The following is an 18,379-nucleotide window of genomic DNA, read 5'->3' as shown; positions in this document are numbered from 1 at the left end:
ACAGCTCACCGATCCGTAAGAATTCGTGGCGGACGGGTTGCGACCGCGCCGGACGTGACACGACTTTCGGACGACACTGAAGATTCTGACCGATACGGACAGCGTGTCCGAGGCGGACAGAATCCGAGTGTCGCGCAGGAATGGCAGCCCTGCTGTCCAAGCCGGCGATCGTTCGCGACCACGGCACCGTCGGGCACACCGACGACGAGGGCCGCCGCAGCCCACCGGCTGCGACGGCCCCGTCGAACTCGAGAGGTGCGTCAGGCGCGCGCGTCGACCACCGTGTAGGTGCCGTCGGCGTACTCGGCGCGGATGAGCTTCTTGTCGAACTTGCCGACCGAGGTCTTCGGGACCTCGGTGACGAAGGCCCAACGCTCCGGGATCTGCCACTTGGGCAGCTTGTCCTCGAGGAAGGCGCGCTGCGCGGCGACGTCGGCGTCACCCGCGTCCTTGACGACCGCGAGCACGAAGGGACGCTCGTCCCACTTCTCGTCGGGCACGCCGACGACGGCGGCCTCGGCGATCGTCGGGTTGCTCATGACCGTGTTCTCCAGCTCGACGGAGCTGATCCACTCGCCGCCGGTCTTGATCATGTCCTTCGTGCGGTCGCGGATGGTCATGAAACCGTCCGGGCTGATCGACGCGACGTCGCCGGTGCGGAGCCAGCCGTCGTGGAACTTCGACGGGTCGGAGACATTGCCCTCGGGCGCGTAGTACGCACCGGTGATCCACGGGCCGCGAACCTCGAGCTCGCCGGAAGCCTCACCGTCCCAGGGCTGTTCGTTGCCCTCGTCGTCGATGAGCCGGGCCTGCACGGACGCGGGGAAGCGGCCCTGCGTGACGCGGTAGGCGAACTCGTCCTCCTCGGAGACGCCGAAGGGCGGGCGCGAGACCGAGCCGAGCGGCGAGGTCTCCGTCATGCCCCAGGCGTGCACGATCCGGGTCCCGAACTGATCGAACGCACGGATCATGGACGGCGGCACGGCCGCGCCACCGACGACGACCTCGCGCAGGTGCGAGATGTCCTGCGGCTTGGCCGCGAGCTGCGCGGCGACGCCGGCCCAGATGGTGGGCACGGCGGCGGCGAAGGTGGCCTTCGTGGCGTCGAGGATCTGCAGCAGCGGCTCGGGCTGCAGGAAGCGATCGGGCATGATCAGCGTGATGCCGCCCATCATCGCGGCGTAGGGCAGGCCCCAGCTCATGACGTGGAACATCGGCACGATCGCGAGCACGGAATCGGCGTTGCCGAGCGCCATGCCCGAGCTCGAGTTGACCTGCATCGAATGCAGCCAGATGCTCCGGTGGCTGTAGACGACGCCCTTCGGGTCACCCGTGGTGCCCGAGGTGTAGCACATCACGGCCGCGTCGCGCTCCGAGATCTCGGGCCAGTCGAAGGTGGTGGCCTCACCCGCGATGAGCTCGTCGAAGCCGTGCACGGTGATGCCCGCGGGCGCCTCGAGAGCCTCCTTCGGGCCGTTCGCGACGATGACGTGCTGCACGTTCGGGGTGCCGGCGAGGTACTTGCCGAGCAGTGGCGCGACCGAGGCGTCGACGAGGATGACCTTGTCGTCGGCCTGGTTGATGATGAACACCGCCTGCTCCGGCGAGAGGCGCAGGTTCAGCGTGTGGAGCACGGCGCCCATCGCGGGTACGGCGGCGTAGGCCACCTGGTGCTCGTTGTTGTTCCACATGAACGTGGCGACGCGGTCGCCGCGCTGCACGCCCAGCTTGGTCAGCGCGTGCGCGAGCTGCGCAGCCTTGTCACCGACCTCGGCGAAGGAGATGTCGCGCAGGCCCTCGCCCGTCCAGGTGGTGATCTTGGCCTCGGGGAACACGCGGCGGCTGTACTCGACGAGACGAGCGATCGTCAGCTCGCCGTCCTGCATCGTCGTCTGAATCACGGTGGTGGAGACTCCTTCTCGGATGGGGAATGCAGCCGGGGGTGCTACTGACTGGTGATCTGGTTGATCAGGCGCACGACCGACCTCGGTGCGAATTTACTCGAATTGGACAGCAGTGTGGTCAAGGTTCCGACGGAATAGTGGACTCGCGGCAGGAAGGGCACCCGGATCGACGGGTGCACGGAGTGCCACACCTGCTCGGCCACCTCTTCCGGGGTGATGTTCACGCCGAGGGTCCGCGTGCTCTTGGCGTCGGTCTCGGCGAGCGCCGTCTTCGCCCACAGCGGCCAGATCGCGACGACCCGGATGCCGTGCTTCTCCCACTCCAGCTCCAGCGCCTCGGTGAAGCCGGCGACGTAGAATTTGGCGGCACTGTAGGTCGCGATACCCGGCTGGCCGTAGATCGCCGAGGCGGAGCTGATGTTCACCAGGTGTGCACCCGGCTGGTCCTTCAGGTAGGGGAGCGCGGCTTTCGCGCCGTAGGTGACGCCGAGCGCGTCGATGTCGATCTGCAGCTTGATCTGTTGCGGCGTGATCTCGTCGAGGTCGCCACTGAACAGGACGCCCGCGTTGTTGTCGAGAACCGTCAGGCCGCCGCCGGTGTGCTGCGTGAAGTCCGCGAGCGCGGCCTCCCACTGGTCGTAGTCGGTGACGTCGAGCGTGCCGGTCACGATCTCCGGATGCGCCGACCTCAGGTCGGCGAGGGCGACCTCGTTGACGTCGTAGACGCCCACCGTCCACCCCTCTGACAGGAAGCGCAGGGCCGTGGCGCGGCCGATGCCCGAGGCACCGCCGGAGATGAAGATGGAAGGCATGACCCCAAACCTACCCGCTGGTCAGGCGGCGGTCAAGACTCTACTGAACATCACTCAATTAGCGGCGTGAGCGGCGACCATGAGCCGGACCCGCTCGACGAGCGCGTCGAGCTGAGCCTCGGTCACCGTCGCATGCCCGCCGGTGAGGGCCGCGTTGTAGTAGAGGCCGTCGCCGAGGAGGAGCACCGCGCGGGCGGTCGCCTCATCCGGAACCTGCTCGCGGAGCGTGCGCAGCCACTGATCCTGCATGCCGCGGGCCGCCTGCTGGGCGCGCGCGTTCGCCCCCTGGCTGAGGCGGAAGACCGCGACGATCGCGCGGTCGAGCGGGGTATCGGCGAAGACGGACGTGCGCACGTAGTACTCGACCGCGCCCTCCGGGGCCGCGGCCATGAGCTCGACGTCCTCCGCGACGAGCCGGTCGAGCCGGGCCACCAGCCCCTCGACCAGGGCGTCCTTGGAACCGAAGTGGTATAGGAGCCCGCCCTTACTCACGCCGGCGTCGGCGGCGACGGCCTCGAGGGTCGCGGCCCGCTCACCCTGCTCGATCAGGATGCGGACGAAGGACTCCAGCAGCTTGGCGCGCGCGGTCGGTGGGGGTGGCACACATCGATTCTAGGTCCCGCACGATCGACGACGCTCGTTTCTATACCGTCCGGCTGGTACAGTAACAGGGAATCGACCCGCCGAATCCCCAGGAAGTGCTCCATGACCGCCGTCGTCTCCCCCGCCACGCCCGCGCCCCCACGCGCCACGGTGCGCGATTGGGGCGCGCTCGCGGTCCTCATGCTGCCGGTGCTGCTGGTCTCCATCGACGGCACCGTGCTCGGCTTCGCGCTGCCGTCGATCGCCGCGACGCTCGGCCCCACCGCGGCCCAGCAGTTGTGGATCATCGACGTCTACCCGCTGGTGCTGGCCGGCCTGCTGGTCTCGATGGGCAGCCTCGGTGACCGGTTCGGACGCCGGCGGCTGCTGCTCCTCGGCGCGACCGGGTTCGCCGCGATGTCGGTGGTGGCCGCCTACTCCCCCACCGCGGTGGCACTCATCGCCGCCCGCGCCGGCCTCGGCTTCTTCGGCGCCATGCTCATGCCGTCGACGCTCTCGTTGCTGCGCAACATCTTCGCCGATCCGCAGCAGCGGCGGCTGGCCATCGCGGTGTGGGCGTCCTTCTTCGCCGCCGGCGCGGCGCTGGGCCCGATCGTGGGCGGCTTCCTCCTCGAGCACTTCTGGTGGGGCTCGGTGTTCCTCATGGCCGTGCCGGTGCTGATCCTGCTGCTCGTGCTGGCCCCGATCTTCGTGCCCGAGTCGCGCGACCCGAACCCGGGCCGCATCGACCCGGTGTCGATCGCACTGTCGCTGCTCGCGCTCACCCCGATCGTGTACGCCGTCAAGAGCCTCGCCAAGGGTGGCGACGTGCTGTCGGTCGTCCTGCCGCTCGCCGTGGGCGTGGTCGCGACCGCGCTGTTCATCCGCCGCCAGCTCCACCGTCCGGACCCCATGCTCGACGTCCGGCTGTTCACGAACCGCCGCTTCTCCGGCGCCGTCGCCGTGAATCTGCTCAGCGTGTTCTCGCTGGTCGGCTTCATGTTCTTCGTCAGCCAGCACCTGCAGCTGGTGGTCGGGATGAGCCCGATGGACGCCGGCTGGGCACTGGTCCCGGGCCTGATCACCATGATGGTCGCCGGGCTGTACGTGGTGCGCGCCGTGCGATGGATCGCGCCGTCGACCGTGGTGGTCTGGGGCATGCTCGCCTCCGCCGCGGCGTACGCCGTGGTCGCCGCGTTCGCCTCGCCCGAGTCGACGCTCGCCGTGCTCATCGCGTTCGCGATGCTCGGCGTGGGAATCGGTGCCGCGGAGACGCTCTCGAACGACATGATCGTCTCGTCGGTCCCCGCGGAGAAGGCCGGCGCGGCGTCGGCGGTGTCCGAGACGGCGTACGAGCTGGGCTCCGTACTGGGCACCGCGGTGCTCGGCTCGATCCTCGCCGGTGCGTACGCCGCCAATCTCGTGCTCCCCGCGGGGGTGACCGGCGCGCAGGCGGACACCGCCGCCGAAACACTGGCCGGAGCGCACCACACGGCCGCGCAGCTGCCCGCGGATACCGCTGCGGCGCTGATCGACTCGGCCGGTCATGCGTTCGACGCCGGCGTCACGGTGACGTCCGCGATCGGCGTGGGGCTCATGCTGGTCGCGGCCTGGATCGCGCACCGCACACTGCGCGAGCCCTCCTCGTCGGCCGAGCGCACCGCGGCGCAGTAGTCGCGCAGCCGCGACGCCGCGACGCTCGCGACCTCCGCGTGGGCCGCGAGCGTCGCGCCCGCCCGCGCGGCGAAGTCCGCGACGCCCGGCGGCCCGGCCCGCGCGGTCCACGCGCGGGCCGCCGCGCGGAGCCGATCCGCCTCCTCCTCCCAGCGCGCCGCGGCCCGGCGCAGCGCCTCCAGATCCACTGCGTCTGGATCGATGTCACCGGGCACGATCGCTCCCTCCTGTCAACACCGCCGCGAACGCGTCGAGCGATCGTGATCCCTCCGCGAAGTAGCCGGAGTGCGCCGCCAGGCCGAACCCCCGCGCACCGTCGACCGGTAGCGGCGTGGCGCCGAAGGACGGCGCCGACGGGTCCGCTCCCAGCCCCACCTCGACCCCCAGCAGCCTGCGCACGGACCCCAATACGCCGTCGGTGCGACCGATCAACGGCACGGGATCGTCCGGATGCCGCGCCACGAACACCGGCACACCCAGTTCCGCCGTGGATCCCACCGACCCGACGCCCGGCGAGCCCACCAGCACCATCGCGTCGACGGTGCCCGCGAGCGCCCCGTCCGCCCCGGCGAGCGCAGTCGTCGTGGAACCGTAGCTGTGGCCGAACACCACGACCCGCGCGTCCGCGACCGCGCGCAGCGCCGCGATGTCCCGCAGGTCGTCCTGCAGCCGGAACGCGCCCTGCCTGGCAGCGGCCCGGTTGCGCACCTCGAACGGGCTCGCCCTGCCCGACGGTGCGTCGTACCCGATCCAGGCCACCGTCGCCGTCGACCGGGCCGGGTCCGCACGGGCCGCCGCGTCGTACAGATGCACCGCGTTCGCGCTCACGTCCCCGATCGACGCCGCGGTGGTGCCCATCCCCGGCACCACGACCCCCACGTTCTGCGCGGTGTCGAGGTCGCCGATGGCGACGACCGCGATGCCGTCCCCGCCGAACGCCGTGGGGTCGTAGTCGAAGAGCTGCACGGTCCGCCCCGTCCGGTCCAGCTCCGCGAGCCGCGCGGACAGCCGCTCGAGCATCTCGAGCTCGGCCCGTTCGGCGCGGCTCCGCCGCTTCCCGCGAAGGGCCCGCAGGTCGGCTGCGAGCCGCGCCCGGTTCTCCTCGTCGCGCCGCGCGGCGGACCTCGGGCGGCCCGGTCGCGGAACGGGCAACGACGGTGCGCCGAGAGCCACCTGGTCGATCTCCGCCCGGCCCGGCCCCCACCGCTCACCACCCTCCGACTCCGGTGACCGGGCCGCGTCCGCACCGTCGAGCGCCGGCGCCGCGGGCAGATCGATCGCGGCGAGGCGCTCCGCGAGTCCTCCTCCGCCCGCAAGGATCTCGCGCTCGGCGAGCTCGATCGCCACCGCCAACTCGCGAAGCGCCCCGCCCTCGCGCGCCGCCCACCCCGCGTACGCATCGGCGGCCGTCCCCCGCCACGCCGTCTCCCCGATGACCACCATGGCGTCACGCTAGGCGCACCGTCGGACCCGGTGGCCGCGCGAAGGCGCCCGAACCGGCCCGTCATCCACAGGACCGCGGTCCTCCACACGGGCGGGTACGACGGCGGCCGGCGACGCCGGGCAGAACGGGTGCGGGAAGGCATCCGCACCCGATTCGCCCGCAGCGCCCGCGCGAGGAGGGCAATACGCCGGGTGCATACCCATCCCCCGAAACATCGCTCCTACCTGGGGATACAACAGGTATGCGCGCGGCGCATCACCTCGCGGAGCAACACCGCCCACTCCGAACAGCAGCACCGTCGAAGCACTACTCTGGACGCATGCGAATCGGTGCCCATGTCCGCAGTGACACCCACCCCGTCGAGACGGCCGAGAAGCTCGGCGTGGACGTGATCCAGATGTTCGTGCAGGATCCGCAGTCCTTCGACAAACCGCAACCGCACCCGCAGACGGAGGCGCTGAAGGCGTCGCCGCTGGAGATCGTGGTGCACTCCGCGTACCGGATCAACGTCGCCAGCCTCAACAACCGGCTGCGCATGCCCAGCCGCAATGCCGTCGCCCTGCAGGCGCAGGCGGCCGCGGACCTCGGCGCGTTCGGGCTCGTCGTGCACGGCGGTCACCTCCGCGAGGGCGAGGCGCTCGAGGAGGGGATCGCGAACTGGCGCAAGCTGTTCACGCGCCAGGCGGAGAAGGGCGGCTTCGGCGTACCCATCCTCATCGAGAACACCGCCGGCGGCGAGGGCGCGATCGCCCGCCAGCTCGAGGCCATCGACCGGCTGTGGGACGCCGTCGGCGACCAGGGCGCGGGGTTCTGCCTCGACACCTGCCACGCGTGGGCCGGCGGCGAGGACCTGCTGGGCATCGTCGAACGGGTCATGGCGATCACGGGGCGCATCGACCTGGTGCACCTCAACAACTCCCGCGACGAGTTCGACTCCGCGCGGGACCGCCACGCCAACCTGCAGGACGGCACCATCGACCCCGACCTGCTCGCCGATGTGGCCCGCGCCGCCGGCGCCCCGATCATCCTCGAGACCCCCGCCGACGGTCTCGCCGACGACGTCGCCTACCTCAAGGAGGCGCTCGCGTGAACTCCACCGACTGGGATGATCGCTACCGCTCCAGCGAACTGGTCTGGGGCGCCCCGCCGGACCCGTGGATCGTCGAGCAGGTCACGATCCTGCCGCCCGGCCGCGCCCTCGACGTGGGCACCGGCGAGGGGCGACACGCGCTGTGGCTCGCGACCCGCGCCTGGGACGTGACGGCGATCGACTACTCGCGCGTCGGCCTCGACAAGGCGGCCACCGTGGCGGCCCGGTCGCCGCGCACCGTCCGCGCCCGGCTGCACTGGACCCCGCTCGACATCACGGCCGAGGAGATCCCGGACCGGCCCTACGACCTCGTGGTGTGGGCGTACGTGCATCCCGACCCCGAGCACCGGGCGGCGGCGATCGCCCGCGCCGCGGCGGCCCTCGCGCCCGGCGGACTGCTCCTGCTGCTCGCGCACGAGAAGGCGGATTCGCACCCCGGCCTGCCCGTCTTCGGCGCCGCAGAGGTCTCCGAGGCACTACCCGAGGACATGGTGGTGGAGCACGTGGAATGGCGGGAGAGTGATCCGTACCACGGCACCGGCACTGACCTGGCCGTTCGCGCGCGCCGACGACGGGCCGACGCGATCGAGCCCGCGTAGTGCTTGCACTTGTTCGCACGCGGCGCGCGCGTTATTCTATAGATATTACCGAGCGGTAACTTACCGGCAGGTAACAGTCCGACAGCCTGATCTGAGAAGGTGGAACAGCCCCATGGGCCATTACAAGAGCAACGTCCGCGACATCGAGTTCAACCTCTTCGAGGATCTCGGCGTCGGCGAGGTGCTGGCTTCCGGTGCGTACGGCGACCTCGACGAGGACACCGCCAAGGAGATGCTGCGCGAGGCGGCCCGTCAGGCCGAGGGCCCCATCGCCGAGTCCTTCGCCGAGGCCGACCGCAACCCGCCGGTCTTCGACCCGGCCACCCACGAGGTGAAGATCAACGAGGCCTTCAAGAAGTCGCAGGCGCAGTTCGCCGACGGTGGCTGGGCGTACCTCGGCCTCGACGACGAGCTGGGTGGCACCGACGTGCCCCGCTCGCTGTACTGGGGCATCGGCGAGATGTTCCTCGGCGCCAACCCGCCCGTCTTCATGTTCGCCGCCGGCCCCGGCTTCGCGCAGATCCTGCACGACGAGGGCACCGACGAGCAGAAGAAGTGGGCGAAGATCGCCGCCGAGCGCAACTGGAACGCCACCATGGTGCTCACCGAGCCGGACGCCGGCTCGGACGTGGGCGCCGGCCGCACCAAGGCCATCAAGCAGGAGGACGGCTCCTGGCACATCGAGGGCGTGAAGCGCTTCATCACCTCGGCGGTCATGGACGGCATGTTCGAGTCCACCTTCCACCTGGTGCTCGCCCGCCCCGAGGGCGGCGCGCCGGGCACCAAGGGCCTGGGCCTGTACTTCGTGCCGAAGCACCACTTCGACGAGCAGGGCAACCTCGGCGAGGAGAACGGCGTCTACGTCACCGGCGTCGAGCACAAGATGGGTATCAAGACCTCCACCACCTGCGAGGTCACCTTCGGTGGCCACGGCAAGCCCGCCAAGGGCTGGCTCGTGGGCGAGGAGATCAAGGGCATCGCGCAGATGTTCAAGGTCATCGAACACGCCCGCATGATGGTCGGCACCAAGGCCATCGGAACCCTCTCGACCGGCTACCTCAACGCGCTCGACTACGCCAAGCAGCGCGTCCAGGGCGCCGACCTGACCCAGATGGCCGACAAGACCGCGCCGCGCGTGACCATCACGCACCACCCGGACGTGCGCCGCTCGCTGCTCACGCAGAAGGCCTACGCCGAGGGCCTGCGCGCCGTGTACCTGTACACCGCCGCGCACCAGGACGTCCGCACCGCGACCCCCGTGTCGGGCGCCGACGAGGAGATGGCGTTCAAGGTCAACGACCTGCTGCTCCCGATCGTCAAGGGCGTCGGCTCCGAGCGTGCCTTCACGCTGCTCGGCACCGAGTCGCTGCAGACCTTCGGCGGCTCCGGCTTCCTGCAGGACTACCCGATCGAGCAGTACGTCCGCGACTCGAAGATCGACTCGCTCTACGAGGGCACCACCGCCATCCAGGCGCAGGACTTCTTCTTCCGCAAGATCCTCCGTGACCGCGGCGCCGCGCTCGGCCACCTCGCCGGCCAGATCACCGCGTTCATCGAGGCCAACGCCGGTGGCGCCTTCGCCGCCGATGTCGCCCTGCTCAAGACCGCCGCCGAGGACGTGCAGGCCATGGCCGCCACGCTCACCGGTTTCGCGCTCGCCTCGCAGCAGGAGCCCTCGGAGCTGTACAAGGTGGGCCTCGGCTCCGTGCGCTTCCTGATGGCCTTCGGCGACCTGATGATCGGCTGGCGCCTGCTGCACCAGGCCGTCATCGCGCAGGCCGCGATCGACGGCGGCGCCTCCGGTGCCGACAAGTCCTTCTACGAGGGCAAGGTCGGCGTCGCGAAGTTCTTCGCCGCCAACATGCTGCCGCTGCTGACCTCCGTCAAGGACGTCGTCGCGGCCGTCGACAACCAGGCGATGGACCTCGACGAGGCCGCGTTCTGATCGTCGCTCCGTAACACGGAGCACCTCGAGGGCGCTCCGACCACCGGTCGGGGCGCCCTCTCCCGTTCCCGGGTCCGACGGTGCGCCGCCCGCGCCCGGAGCGCCTGGCACGCGTTCGCATCGGCGCGGCCCCGTCGTCTGTCATCCGAACGGATGAATATCGCCGGGACCGGCCCTTTTGATTCCGTACTTGTCAGCCCCAGGTGCGAAGATCTCCTCAAACAGCCCGAAAGCCATTGGGGCACAGGCTAATTACCGGAGGTCATTAGAATGGGTCGTCATTCCGCACCCACCGCACTCACGCGGGCCGCGAAGCGCGCCGGCGTCGCCACGTCGGCGGTCGCGGCCGTCGCATCGATCACCGTCGCGGGCGGCGCCACCGCGCAGGCCGCCGACACCATCCCCGGTGCGTCCGCGGCCGAGCAGGGCTACGGCAAGCTGCTCCAGGCCGCCACCGCCGCCGCGTCGAACGCGCTCAAGCAGGGCGAGAAGGGTGTCGCGCAGGTCGTCGCCACCTACAACGGCATCCCCGTCCTCGCCGACGTCATCAAGGTCACCACCGCGAACGGCGTGACCGTCCCGGTGATCGGGAACCTCCGCCTGGGCAGCACCGCGACGGACGCCGAGACCTCCGTCGAAGGCGGGTACACGGGCATCGCCGGCTCGTACCTCGGCGGCGCGGGCTGGTCCTGGGGCGATGTCGGCGGCACGGGCGGTGCGCCTGTGCTGTACGTCAGCGACTTCGCCGACCCCACCGGCATCGTGAAGGGCGCAGGCTTCCTCAGCTTCCCCGTGCTGAACATCGGCAACGGCGGCTTCAACATCGGTGAGAACTACCAGCAGACCTGGGTGAACGGCGAGATCAAGGGCCTGGTCAAGGGCGACTCCGGCTTCCACCTGCCGTACTTCAGCCTGGACGACGACGGCCTGCAGCTCTCCGGCCCGAAGATCTACGGCGGCCCCGACTTCGGCAAGACCGGCAGCGCCGACTTCGGTCTGAGCACGGGTTCCATCGTTTTCGACAAGGCGACCGGGAAGATCACCCTCACCGGCCCCGCACTGAGCAACGAGACCTGGGACGGCCCAGCGAAGTTCGCCGCCACCGGCTACGGCACGCTGACCGGTGGGCTCAACACCGGCTCGCTCGTCCTGAACGGCGCGGACTCGAAGTGGACCGCACCGTCGGGCTCGGTCCGCGCGGAGACGATCGACCTGGCACCGGTCGGGAAGATCAACGTCGGCGGGTCGCTCGACGGGGGCACCGTCGACCGCAACGGCGTCAACGGTGTGGGCGGCAACGTGACGGGTGGCACGACCACCACCAAGACCACGTCCGTCCAGAACAAGAACGACCCGACCGACCCCAGCGAGGTCACATCCACGACGGACACCACCGTCACGACCAACAACCAGGTCACCCTGGGCGGCAGCGGTTCCAGCTCGTCGATGCCCGTCGTGAGCGGCGACCACACCGCGACAACGCGCGAGGTGGTCACGAACACCCCGTCGACCCCGAAGGACGCGCCGACCACGACCACGTCCGACACGACCACGACGACCACGACGTCGATCAGCACCGACGGCGGCGTCACAGGACCGGAGACCACTTCGGGCAACACCCCCGCCGGCGGCAACGAGTAGCCGCACGGCACAGCGAACAGGGCACCGTCGGGAACCGTCCCGGCGGTGCCCTCCGCCATCTACACCCGGCACCACCCATGCTTCCGTCTCCGCGGTCCGCCCCGGTCCGTAAACTGCGTAACGACCCGCGCCCGACCGACGGAGAGCCGAGCCCCATGGACGAAACACGCCCCACCGACGTCGTGCTCGCGGCGCAGGACCTCGGTGTCGACGGGGAGCACGGGCCACTGTTCCGCGGCATCGACCTGGAGTTCGACCGCGGCCTGCACGCCGTGCAGATGCCGGCCGGGCCGGACCAGAACGCACTGCTCCTGACGCTGGCCGGGCGCCTCAAGCCCACGCACGGCACCGTCGACGCCCTGGGCGCGAGGAGCCCCGGCGCGATCCGCAAGAAGTGCGCCGTCGCGGCGTTCGAGGGCATCGACGACCTGGACGAGTCGGTCACCGTCGAGACCGTGCTGGCCGAGCAGCGGCGCTGGCTCGCGCCCTGGTACTCGATGGTGCCGCTGAGCGCCGGGCGGCTGGAGATGGACCGCGTGTTCGGCGACCTCGACCGTCCCGGGCCGCGGACGCGCATCGTCGAGCTGACGGACCTGCAGCTGTTCCTGCTGCGGATCACCCTGGCCCTGCTCAGCAATCACCCGATCCTCATCGTCGGCGACCTCGAGCAGGTCCGCGACAACCCCGGTCGCGCCGACGCCGTGCAGCGGCTGGGGGCGATCGCCGAGCAGTACACCGTGATCGTCGGGGTGACCAACCCCCTCGGCGGCATCGCGCCCCAGCACACCCTGCACGACCGACGCGCCCTGACCCGGAAGGACTGATTCTCTTGTCCGAGAAGAAGAGCCGCCTCATTCCCATCGTCGCCGGACTGGCCTTCGGTTCCGAGATCAAGCGCTTCGGCCGCAGCCGGCTGACGCGCGCGGCGATCGTCGTGATCATGCTGCTGCCGCTCGTCTACGGCGCGCTGTACCTGTGGGCGTTCTGGGACCCCTTCGGCCACGTCAACAAGATGCCGGTCGCGCTGGTCAACGCCGACAAGGGCACCGAGGTCAAGGGCCAGAAGATCAACGCGGGCGCCGAGGTGGAGAAGTCGCTCGCGGACGACAAGAGCCTCGACTGGCACATCGTCTCCCCGGCGGAGGCCGCGAAGGGCGTCAAGGACGGCACCTACTACTTCATGCTCGAGCTGCCGGAGAACTTCTCCTCCGCCATCGCCTCGCCCATGTCCGGCAAGCCGGAGAAGGCGCAGCTGCGCGCGGTCTACAACGACGCCAACAACTACGTCAGCTCGACCATCGGCCAGTCGGCGATGGCGCAGGTCCTCAACGCGGTGTCCACGCGGATCTCCGGGCAGGCGGTCAATCAGGTCCTGTCGATGGTCATCTCCGCGGGCGCGGGCATCGAACAGGCCGCGGACGGTGCCGGCAAACTCGCGGACGGTCTCGACACCGCCGACGACGGTGCCAAACAGCTCGCCACGGGCCTGACCACCGCGAAGACCGGTTCGGCGCAGCTGCGGACCGGATCACAGCAGCTCTCCGACGGCATCAACCAGGCCACCGACCCGATCCTCGCCATCACGAGGGCGTTGTCCGGGTTGGGCGGGAACACCGCGCAACTCCAGCAGAGCGCCACCGCACTCGCCGACGCCGCCGATAAGGCCGGGGTGTTCATCAAGGCGCAGGACACGATGCTGGCCGGCATCGACGCCGCCATCAAGCAGCTCACCGCCAGCCCCGATCCGGCTGCCCGGCAGGCCGCGGAGGGCCTGCGGGCGGTGCGGGCCCAACTCGCGCAGGCCTCGGTACCCGCCACCGCGAAGCAGCAGGTCGTCGCCGCATCGTCCGCCGCCGCCACCCTCACCGAGCAGCTCCGCACCCCCGGCAGTCCTCTGGCGACGATGCTCGGGCAGGTGGGCGCCACCGGCACCGACCTCACCGCGAAGATCACGCAGCTGCGCTCCGGCGCGGCGCAGCTCGCCGCCGGGAACGCCACGCTCGACGACGGCATCACCCAGCTGTCCGACGGTGCCGGCAAGCTCTCGGACGGGACGGGGCAGTTGCGCACCGGCAGCCGCGAGCTGGCGACCAAGCTGCACGAGGGCGCGGGCTCCGTCCCGAAGTGGACGGACCAGCAGGCCTCCCAGGTCGCCGAGACGATCGGCGGGCCGGTCCAGCTGGACGCGTCGCACGAGAACCGCGCACCGAACTTCGGCTCGGGCATGGCGCCCTTCTTCCTCACGTTGGCGCTGTTCTTCGGCGCACTGGTCCTGTGGATGGTGTTCCGTCCCTTGCAGAACCGCGCGATCGCCGCAGAGGTGCTGGCGATCCGGGTGGTGATGGCCAGTTACCTCCCGGCCGCCGCGATCGGCCTGTGCCAGGCGGTGATCCTGTACTGCGTGGTGCGGTTCGCGCTGGGTTTGGAAGTCGCGCATCCGATCGCGATGGTGTTCTTCATGATGGGCGTCTCGCTCGCCTTCATCGCGTTCACCCAGGCGGTGAACGCACTGGTCGGGCCGGCGGTCGGACGCGTTCTCATCATGGCGCTGCTCATGCTGCAGTTGGTGAGCTCCGGCGGCATGTATCCGGTGGAGACCACCGCCAGACCCTTCCAGGTGCTACACAAGTACGACCCGATGACCTACGGCGTCAACGGCCTTCGGCAACTCGTGCTCGGCGGCATCGACCACCGGCTCTGGGTCGCCATCGGGGTGATGCTGTTCATCTGGGTCGCGTCGATCACCGTCTCGTGTCTGTCCGCGCGGCGCAACCGACTGTGGAACCTCGACCGGCTCATGCCCGCGATCAAGATCTGAACCGCGTATCGACACCGCTCCCCGCTCCCAGCAGTTCCCCGCCCTCACCGGTTTGCGGGCGGTCGCGGCGTTCGCCGTGTGCGTCACCCACGCCGCGTTCTGGGCGGGCGACTACACCCCCGACCTCTGGGGAGCCGCCTATTCCCGGCTGCAGGCCGCGGTGCCGGTGTTCTTCGCCCTGTCCGGGTTCCTGCTGGTGCGGCCGTGGGTCGCGGCGGCACGGTCGACGGTGCGCTGCGGTACTGCCGGACGACGGGGCGGCGGGCGCGACGGGGCGGGCACTGCTGGGCCCGACCTGCGGCGGTACGCGGTCCATCGCGCGTGGCGGATCCTGCCCGCCTACTGGACCGTGGTCACCGTCGTCTACGTGATCTACCTGTGGCGGCCCGACGGTTCCACCCACGGCCAGGGCTGGGTCGGGTATGTGCGGCACATGACCTTCACCCAGATCTACGGGGTCGGGTACGTGCACACGGGGCTCTCGCAGATGTGGAGCATGTGCGTCGAGTTCGCGTTCTACCTGGTGCTGCCGCTGCTGGGGGCGGCGATCGTCCGCTGCGGGCCGCGGGCGTGGATCGTGCCCGCGGCGATGGTGGCGCTGTCCGTCGGGTGGCTGGTGCTGGTCATCGAGACGAACGTGTTCGGCAAGACCACCCGCACCTGGCCGCCCGCGTACGCCGCAGCCTTCGCCGCCGGGATCATCGTCGCGCTGGTGATCGACCGGGTGCGGGCGGCGTCGTGGGAGCGGTGGGCGCGGTGGGGTCTGCTGCTGGCTGCGGCGGCGGCCTTCGCGGTGCTGCTCACCCCGGCCGCCGGCCCGCTCGACCTGAGGTTGCCCACGACCGCGCAGGGCGTGACGAAGTACCTGCTCGAGGCGCTGATCGGCGGACTGCTGGTGGCGGCCTTCGCCGACGGCCGGCCGGGTGTGCTCGGCTCGCGGCCGATGGTGTGGCTGGGGTCGATCAGCTACGAGTACTTCCTGATCCACGTGATCGCGATGGACGTCGTCGTGCTCAACGTGCTGCACTACTCGCTGTTCCAGGGCTCGACGTGGACGATCGTCGCGGTGACCTCCCTGGTGACCGTGCCGCTGGCCTGGGTGCTCAGCCGCGCGGTGGAGAGACTGCGGGCCCGGGCGTCCGCGCGGTAGGTCTTCGGAAGACAGGTAACCGGTCCGACAAGGTATGCGTGCGACGCATACCCCACATTTTCGCAGGTCAGAGCCCATTTATCCTGAAGAGGGGTATGCGTCTCCTGCATACCCTCGCGTGGCGCACGCGGCGCGCCGCACCCCTTTCTCGGGACGGACCGCGGTAGGGCCGCTCAGAATGTCGGGTCCTGCGCGATCACGGGGAGCGTGGCCGACGCCTCTCCCTCACCGGAGCCCGACATCCTGAGCCGCCACGACACGGGAACGAATCGGCGGGCGGCCGAGGTGGAGGGACGGCGACGAACAGGTGCCACGCGATGGCCATGGGGTATGCACCGAATGCATACCCCACACTGAACAATACGGCCCTGACCTGCGAATTCACCCCTATACGCCGCGCGTATACCCCTTCGGGAAAACACTCATCACTCCGCAGGCGACGGAATCCACCGCACCAATCATCGGCGAAGCGCACTCGTCGTCGCATCGATCAGCTCGCGGCGGCGGGCGGACGGCGCGTCCCAGAGCTTCCCGGTCAACGATTCGAGCGCCGCGACCTTGGGCTCCAACTCCCCCAACACCGCCGCGCGCTCCTCTCCGGACAGCTGCGCCGCGGCGATGATCTCGTCGTCGAGGCCGAAGACGGCGTCGTCGAGCGCGGCGAGGTCGGACTCGGGCCCGTGTACGGCCGAGTCCGCGGGCGGCGGGACCGCGGGGGCGACGGCGCCGCGATGCACGTCGGCGATCGCGTAGCGGACCCGCTGGTGCAGAAGCGCCTCCGGCGCAGTCGAATCGGCCCATTCGGCCGGCGCGCGACCGGGTCGGCCGGGAACGAGATCGGAGGACCGGGCGAAGGTCCGGATGCGCTTGTTGGAGTCGCGGACGAACCAGAGGACTCCGACCAGCGTGAGCACCGCGACCACCGCGATCACGAGGACTATCACGACACCGACGCTCATGCCGTCCTCCGGGAGATCTGCGTACGCCGCTGCTCGATGATCAGACAACGATCCTCGACGTACAGCAGCCCGGCGGATTCCGCGATCTCGCGGGCCTCCGCCGAGCGGATCCGCAACTGCAACCACAGCGCGGTCGCACCCGCGGCCACGGCCTGCCGGGCGATGTCCGGTGTGAACTCCGAGGGCCGGAACACATCGACCAGCCCGACCTGTTCAGGGACGTCCGCCAGTGTGCGGTACACCTTTTCGCCCAGGATCTCGTCGGCGTGCGGGTTCACCGGGATGATGCGCCAGCCCCGGTGCTGCATGTAGGCGGGCACGTCGTGCGCCGCCTTCGCCGGATCCGCGCTGGCCCCGACCACCGTGATGGTGTCGTAGTCGCGAAGGATCTTCTCGACCACGTCGTCCGTCGTGCTCATACCCACCACTGTAGGCGGCCGGGGCCCGCTACATCAGCCCTCGATGATGGCGGTGATGCCCTGGCCGCCGGCGGCGCAGATGGAGATCAGCGCACGACCGCCGCCGTTCTCCTTGATCTGCTTCGCGGCGGAGGCCACGATGCGGCCGCCGGTCGCGGCGAACGGGTGGCCGGCCGCCAGCGACGAGCCGTTCACGTTGAGCTTGGACCGGTCGATCGAGCCGAGCGGCTTGTCGAGACCCAGGCGGTCCTTGCAGTACTCGGGCGACTCCCAGGCCTGCAGCGTCGCGAGCACCACGGAGGCGAAGGCCTCGTGGATCTCGTAGAAGTCGAAGTCCTGCAGCGTGAGGCCGTTGCGCGCCAACAGCTTCGGCACCGCGTAGGTCGGCGCCATGAGCAGGCCGTCCTTGCCGCCGACGTAGTCCACGGCGGAGTACTCGACGTCCTTGAGGTACGCGAGCACCGGAAGACCGCGCTCGGCGGCCCACTCGTCGGAGGACAGCAGCACCGTCGACGCGCCGTCCGTGAGGGGCGTCGAGTTGCCGGCCGTCATGGTCGCGTCGCCCAGCGAGACGCCGAAGACGGGCTTGAGCGTCGAGAGCTTCTCGACGGTGCTGCCGGGGCGCAGGTTGTCGTCGCGGGTGAGGCCGAGGTACGGGGTGATCAGGTCCTCGAAGAAGCCGCGGTCGTACGCGGCGGCCATGTTCGTGTGGCTGAGGTAGGCCAGCTCGTCCTGCTCGGCGCGCGAGACGCCGAACTCCTTGGACGTGATGGCGGCGTGCTCGCCCATCGACATGCCGGTGCGCGGCTCGCCGTTGCGCGGAATGTCGATGCCCAGGTTGGCCGGGAGCTTGCCGACCAGCTTGAGGCGGTCGACGGTGCTCGACGCTCGGTTGAGCTCGAGCATCACCTTGCGCATGCCCTCGGAGACGCCGATCGGCGCGTCGGAGGTGGTGTCGACGCCGCCGCCGATGGCCGCGTCGTAGCGGCCGAGCTGGATGCCCTGGGCCGCGGCGTTGATCGCCTGCAGGCCGGTGGCGCAGGCCTGCTGCACGTCGAAGGCGGGGGTGTACGGCGAGAGCGGGCTGCCGAGCACCGACTCGCGGATCAGGTTGAAGTCGCGGCTGTGCTTGAGCACGGCGCCGCCGACGACCGCGCCCAGCTGCTCGCCCTGCAGGTTGAACCGGCTCACGAGACCATTGAGCGCGGCGGTGAACATGTCCTGGTTGCTGGCCTTCGCGTACGCGCGGTCCGAGCGGGCGAAGGGGATCCGGTTTCCGCCGAGGATGGCGACCGGGCGGGTTTCGATGTTTGCCACGGGTTTCTCCCTGTGATCGAGGGTT

The 18,379-nt window shown here is 70.1% G+C and carries 15 protein-coding genes; 8 read left to right on the top strand and 7 right to left on the bottom strand.

Translation table 11 applies throughout. The annotated features are described in order from the left end of the window. Window positions 1-260: 260 nt before the first annotated feature. Genes AXK60_RS20175 through AXK60_RS20165 form a run of 3 tightly spaced genes read right to left on the bottom strand, consistent with a single transcriptional unit; the run spans window position 261 to window position 3,319 of the window. A complete protein-coding gene (locus AXK60_RS20175) occupies window positions 261-1,901 on the bottom strand; it encodes a long-chain fatty acid--CoA ligase (RefSeq protein WP_068573871.1) in 1,641 nt (546 codons plus the stop codon). A gap of 44 nt (window positions 1,902-1,945) precedes the next feature. Then, window positions 1,946-2,716: an SDR family oxidoreductase gene (locus AXK60_RS20170; RefSeq protein WP_068573870.1), complete on the bottom strand. Its 771-nt coding sequence runs from the start codon at window positions 2,714-2,716 to the stop codon at window positions 1,946-1,948. A gap of 54 nt (window positions 2,717-2,770) precedes the next feature. Continuing rightward, the gene (locus AXK60_RS20165; RefSeq protein WP_068573868.1) at window positions 2,771-3,319 is read right to left on the bottom strand and encodes a TetR/AcrR family transcriptional regulator; all 549 of its coding nucleotides are present in this window, start codon (window positions 3,317-3,319) and stop codon (window positions 2,771-2,773) included. A 102-nt stretch (window positions 3,320-3,421) separates the two neighbouring features. Between AXK60_RS20165 and AXK60_RS20160 the strand changes: the two genes are divergently transcribed. Continuing rightward, on the top strand, window positions 3,422-4,972 hold the full coding sequence (locus AXK60_RS20160) for an MFS transporter (protein WP_068573866.1): 1,551 nt from the start codon (window positions 3,422-3,424) through the stop codon (window positions 4,970-4,972). Between the two features lie 204 nt (window positions 4,973-5,176). Here the strand turns inward: AXK60_RS20160 and AXK60_RS20155 are convergent, their stop codons facing one another. Beyond that, window positions 5,177-6,415, bottom strand: coding sequence for an alpha/beta hydrolase (locus AXK60_RS20155; RefSeq protein WP_068573864.1), 1,239 nt, complete (start codon window positions 6,413-6,415; stop codon window positions 5,177-5,179). A 320-nt stretch (window positions 6,416-6,735) separates the two neighbouring features. Here AXK60_RS20155 and AXK60_RS20150 point away from each other — a divergent pair, with 320 nt between their 5' ends. The 7 genes from AXK60_RS20150 (at window position 6,736) to AXK60_RS20120 (ending at window position 15,659) form a co-directional block, all read left to right on the top strand. Next, a complete protein-coding gene (locus tag AXK60_RS20150) occupies window positions 6,736-7,506 on the top strand; it encodes a deoxyribonuclease IV (protein WP_068573862.1) in 771 nt (256 codons plus the stop codon). Beyond that, a complete protein-coding gene (locus tag AXK60_RS20145) occupies window positions 7,503-8,105 on the top strand; it encodes a class I SAM-dependent methyltransferase (RefSeq protein ID WP_068573860.1) in 603 nt (200 codons plus the stop codon). Before AXK60_RS20150 ends, AXK60_RS20145 begins: the two co-directional genes overlap by 4 nt. A gap of 112 nt (window positions 8,106-8,217) precedes the next feature. After that, on the top strand, window positions 8,218-10,050 hold the full coding sequence (locus tag AXK60_RS20140; protein WP_068573858.1) for an acyl-CoA dehydrogenase: 1,833 nt from the start codon (window positions 8,218-8,220) through the stop codon (window positions 10,048-10,050). Window positions 10,051-10,320: 270 nt separating this feature from the next. Next, window positions 10,321-11,691, top strand: a complete 1,371-nt coding sequence (locus AXK60_RS20135) for a hypothetical protein (RefSeq protein ID WP_068573855.1) — start codon at window positions 10,321-10,323, stop codon at window positions 11,689-11,691. 155 nt (window positions 11,692-11,846) lie between these two features. Continuing rightward, window positions 11,847-12,515 carry a hypothetical protein gene (locus AXK60_RS20130; RefSeq protein ID WP_068573853.1) on the top strand — a complete coding sequence of 223 codons (669 nt, stop codon included), beginning with the start codon at window positions 11,847-11,849 and terminating at the stop codon, window positions 12,513-12,515. Between the two features lie 35 nt (window positions 12,516-12,550). After that, complete coding sequence (locus tag AXK60_RS20125; RefSeq protein WP_068575256.1) at window positions 12,551-14,509, top strand: YhgE/Pip domain-containing protein; 1,959 nt, start codon at window positions 12,551-12,553, stop codon at window positions 14,507-14,509. A 52-nt stretch (window positions 14,510-14,561) separates the two neighbouring features. Beyond that, the gene (locus AXK60_RS20120) at window positions 14,562-15,659 is read left to right on the top strand and encodes an acyltransferase family protein (RefSeq protein ID WP_068573851.1); all 1,098 of its coding nucleotides are present in this window, start codon (window positions 14,562-14,564) and stop codon (window positions 15,657-15,659) included. A 458-nt stretch (window positions 15,660-16,117) separates the two neighbouring features. On the opposite strand, the gene AXK60_RS20115 is transcribed toward AXK60_RS20120, so the two are convergent. From AXK60_RS20115 to AXK60_RS20105, 3 genes are read right to left on the bottom strand one after another with little or no spacing between them, the layout of a single operon-like run. After that, window positions 16,118-16,618, bottom strand: a complete 501-nt coding sequence (locus tag AXK60_RS20115; protein ID WP_068573849.1) for a hypothetical protein — start codon at window positions 16,616-16,618, stop codon at window positions 16,118-16,120. Continuing rightward, entirely contained in the window at window positions 16,615-17,037 is a 423-nt protein-coding gene (locus tag AXK60_RS20110) for a CoA-binding protein (protein ID WP_068573847.1), read from the bottom strand. Before AXK60_RS20110 ends, AXK60_RS20115 begins: the two co-directional genes overlap by 4 nt. A gap of 33 nt (window positions 17,038-17,070) precedes the next feature. Further along, window positions 17,071-18,354: an acetyl-CoA C-acetyltransferase gene (locus AXK60_RS20105; RefSeq protein ID WP_068573845.1), complete on the bottom strand. Its 1,284-nt coding sequence runs from the start codon at window positions 18,352-18,354 to the stop codon at window positions 17,071-17,073. Window positions 18,355-18,379 lie beyond the last annotated feature (25 nt).

It is taken from the genome of Tsukamurella pseudospumae, from assembly GCF_001575195.1.
Classification (GTDB): domain Bacteria; phylum Actinomycetota; class Actinomycetes; order Mycobacteriales; family Mycobacteriaceae; genus Tsukamurella; species Tsukamurella pseudospumae.
Note: the sequence above shows the minus strand (reverse complement) of the source record. Positions and strands in the feature narration are given on the sequence as shown.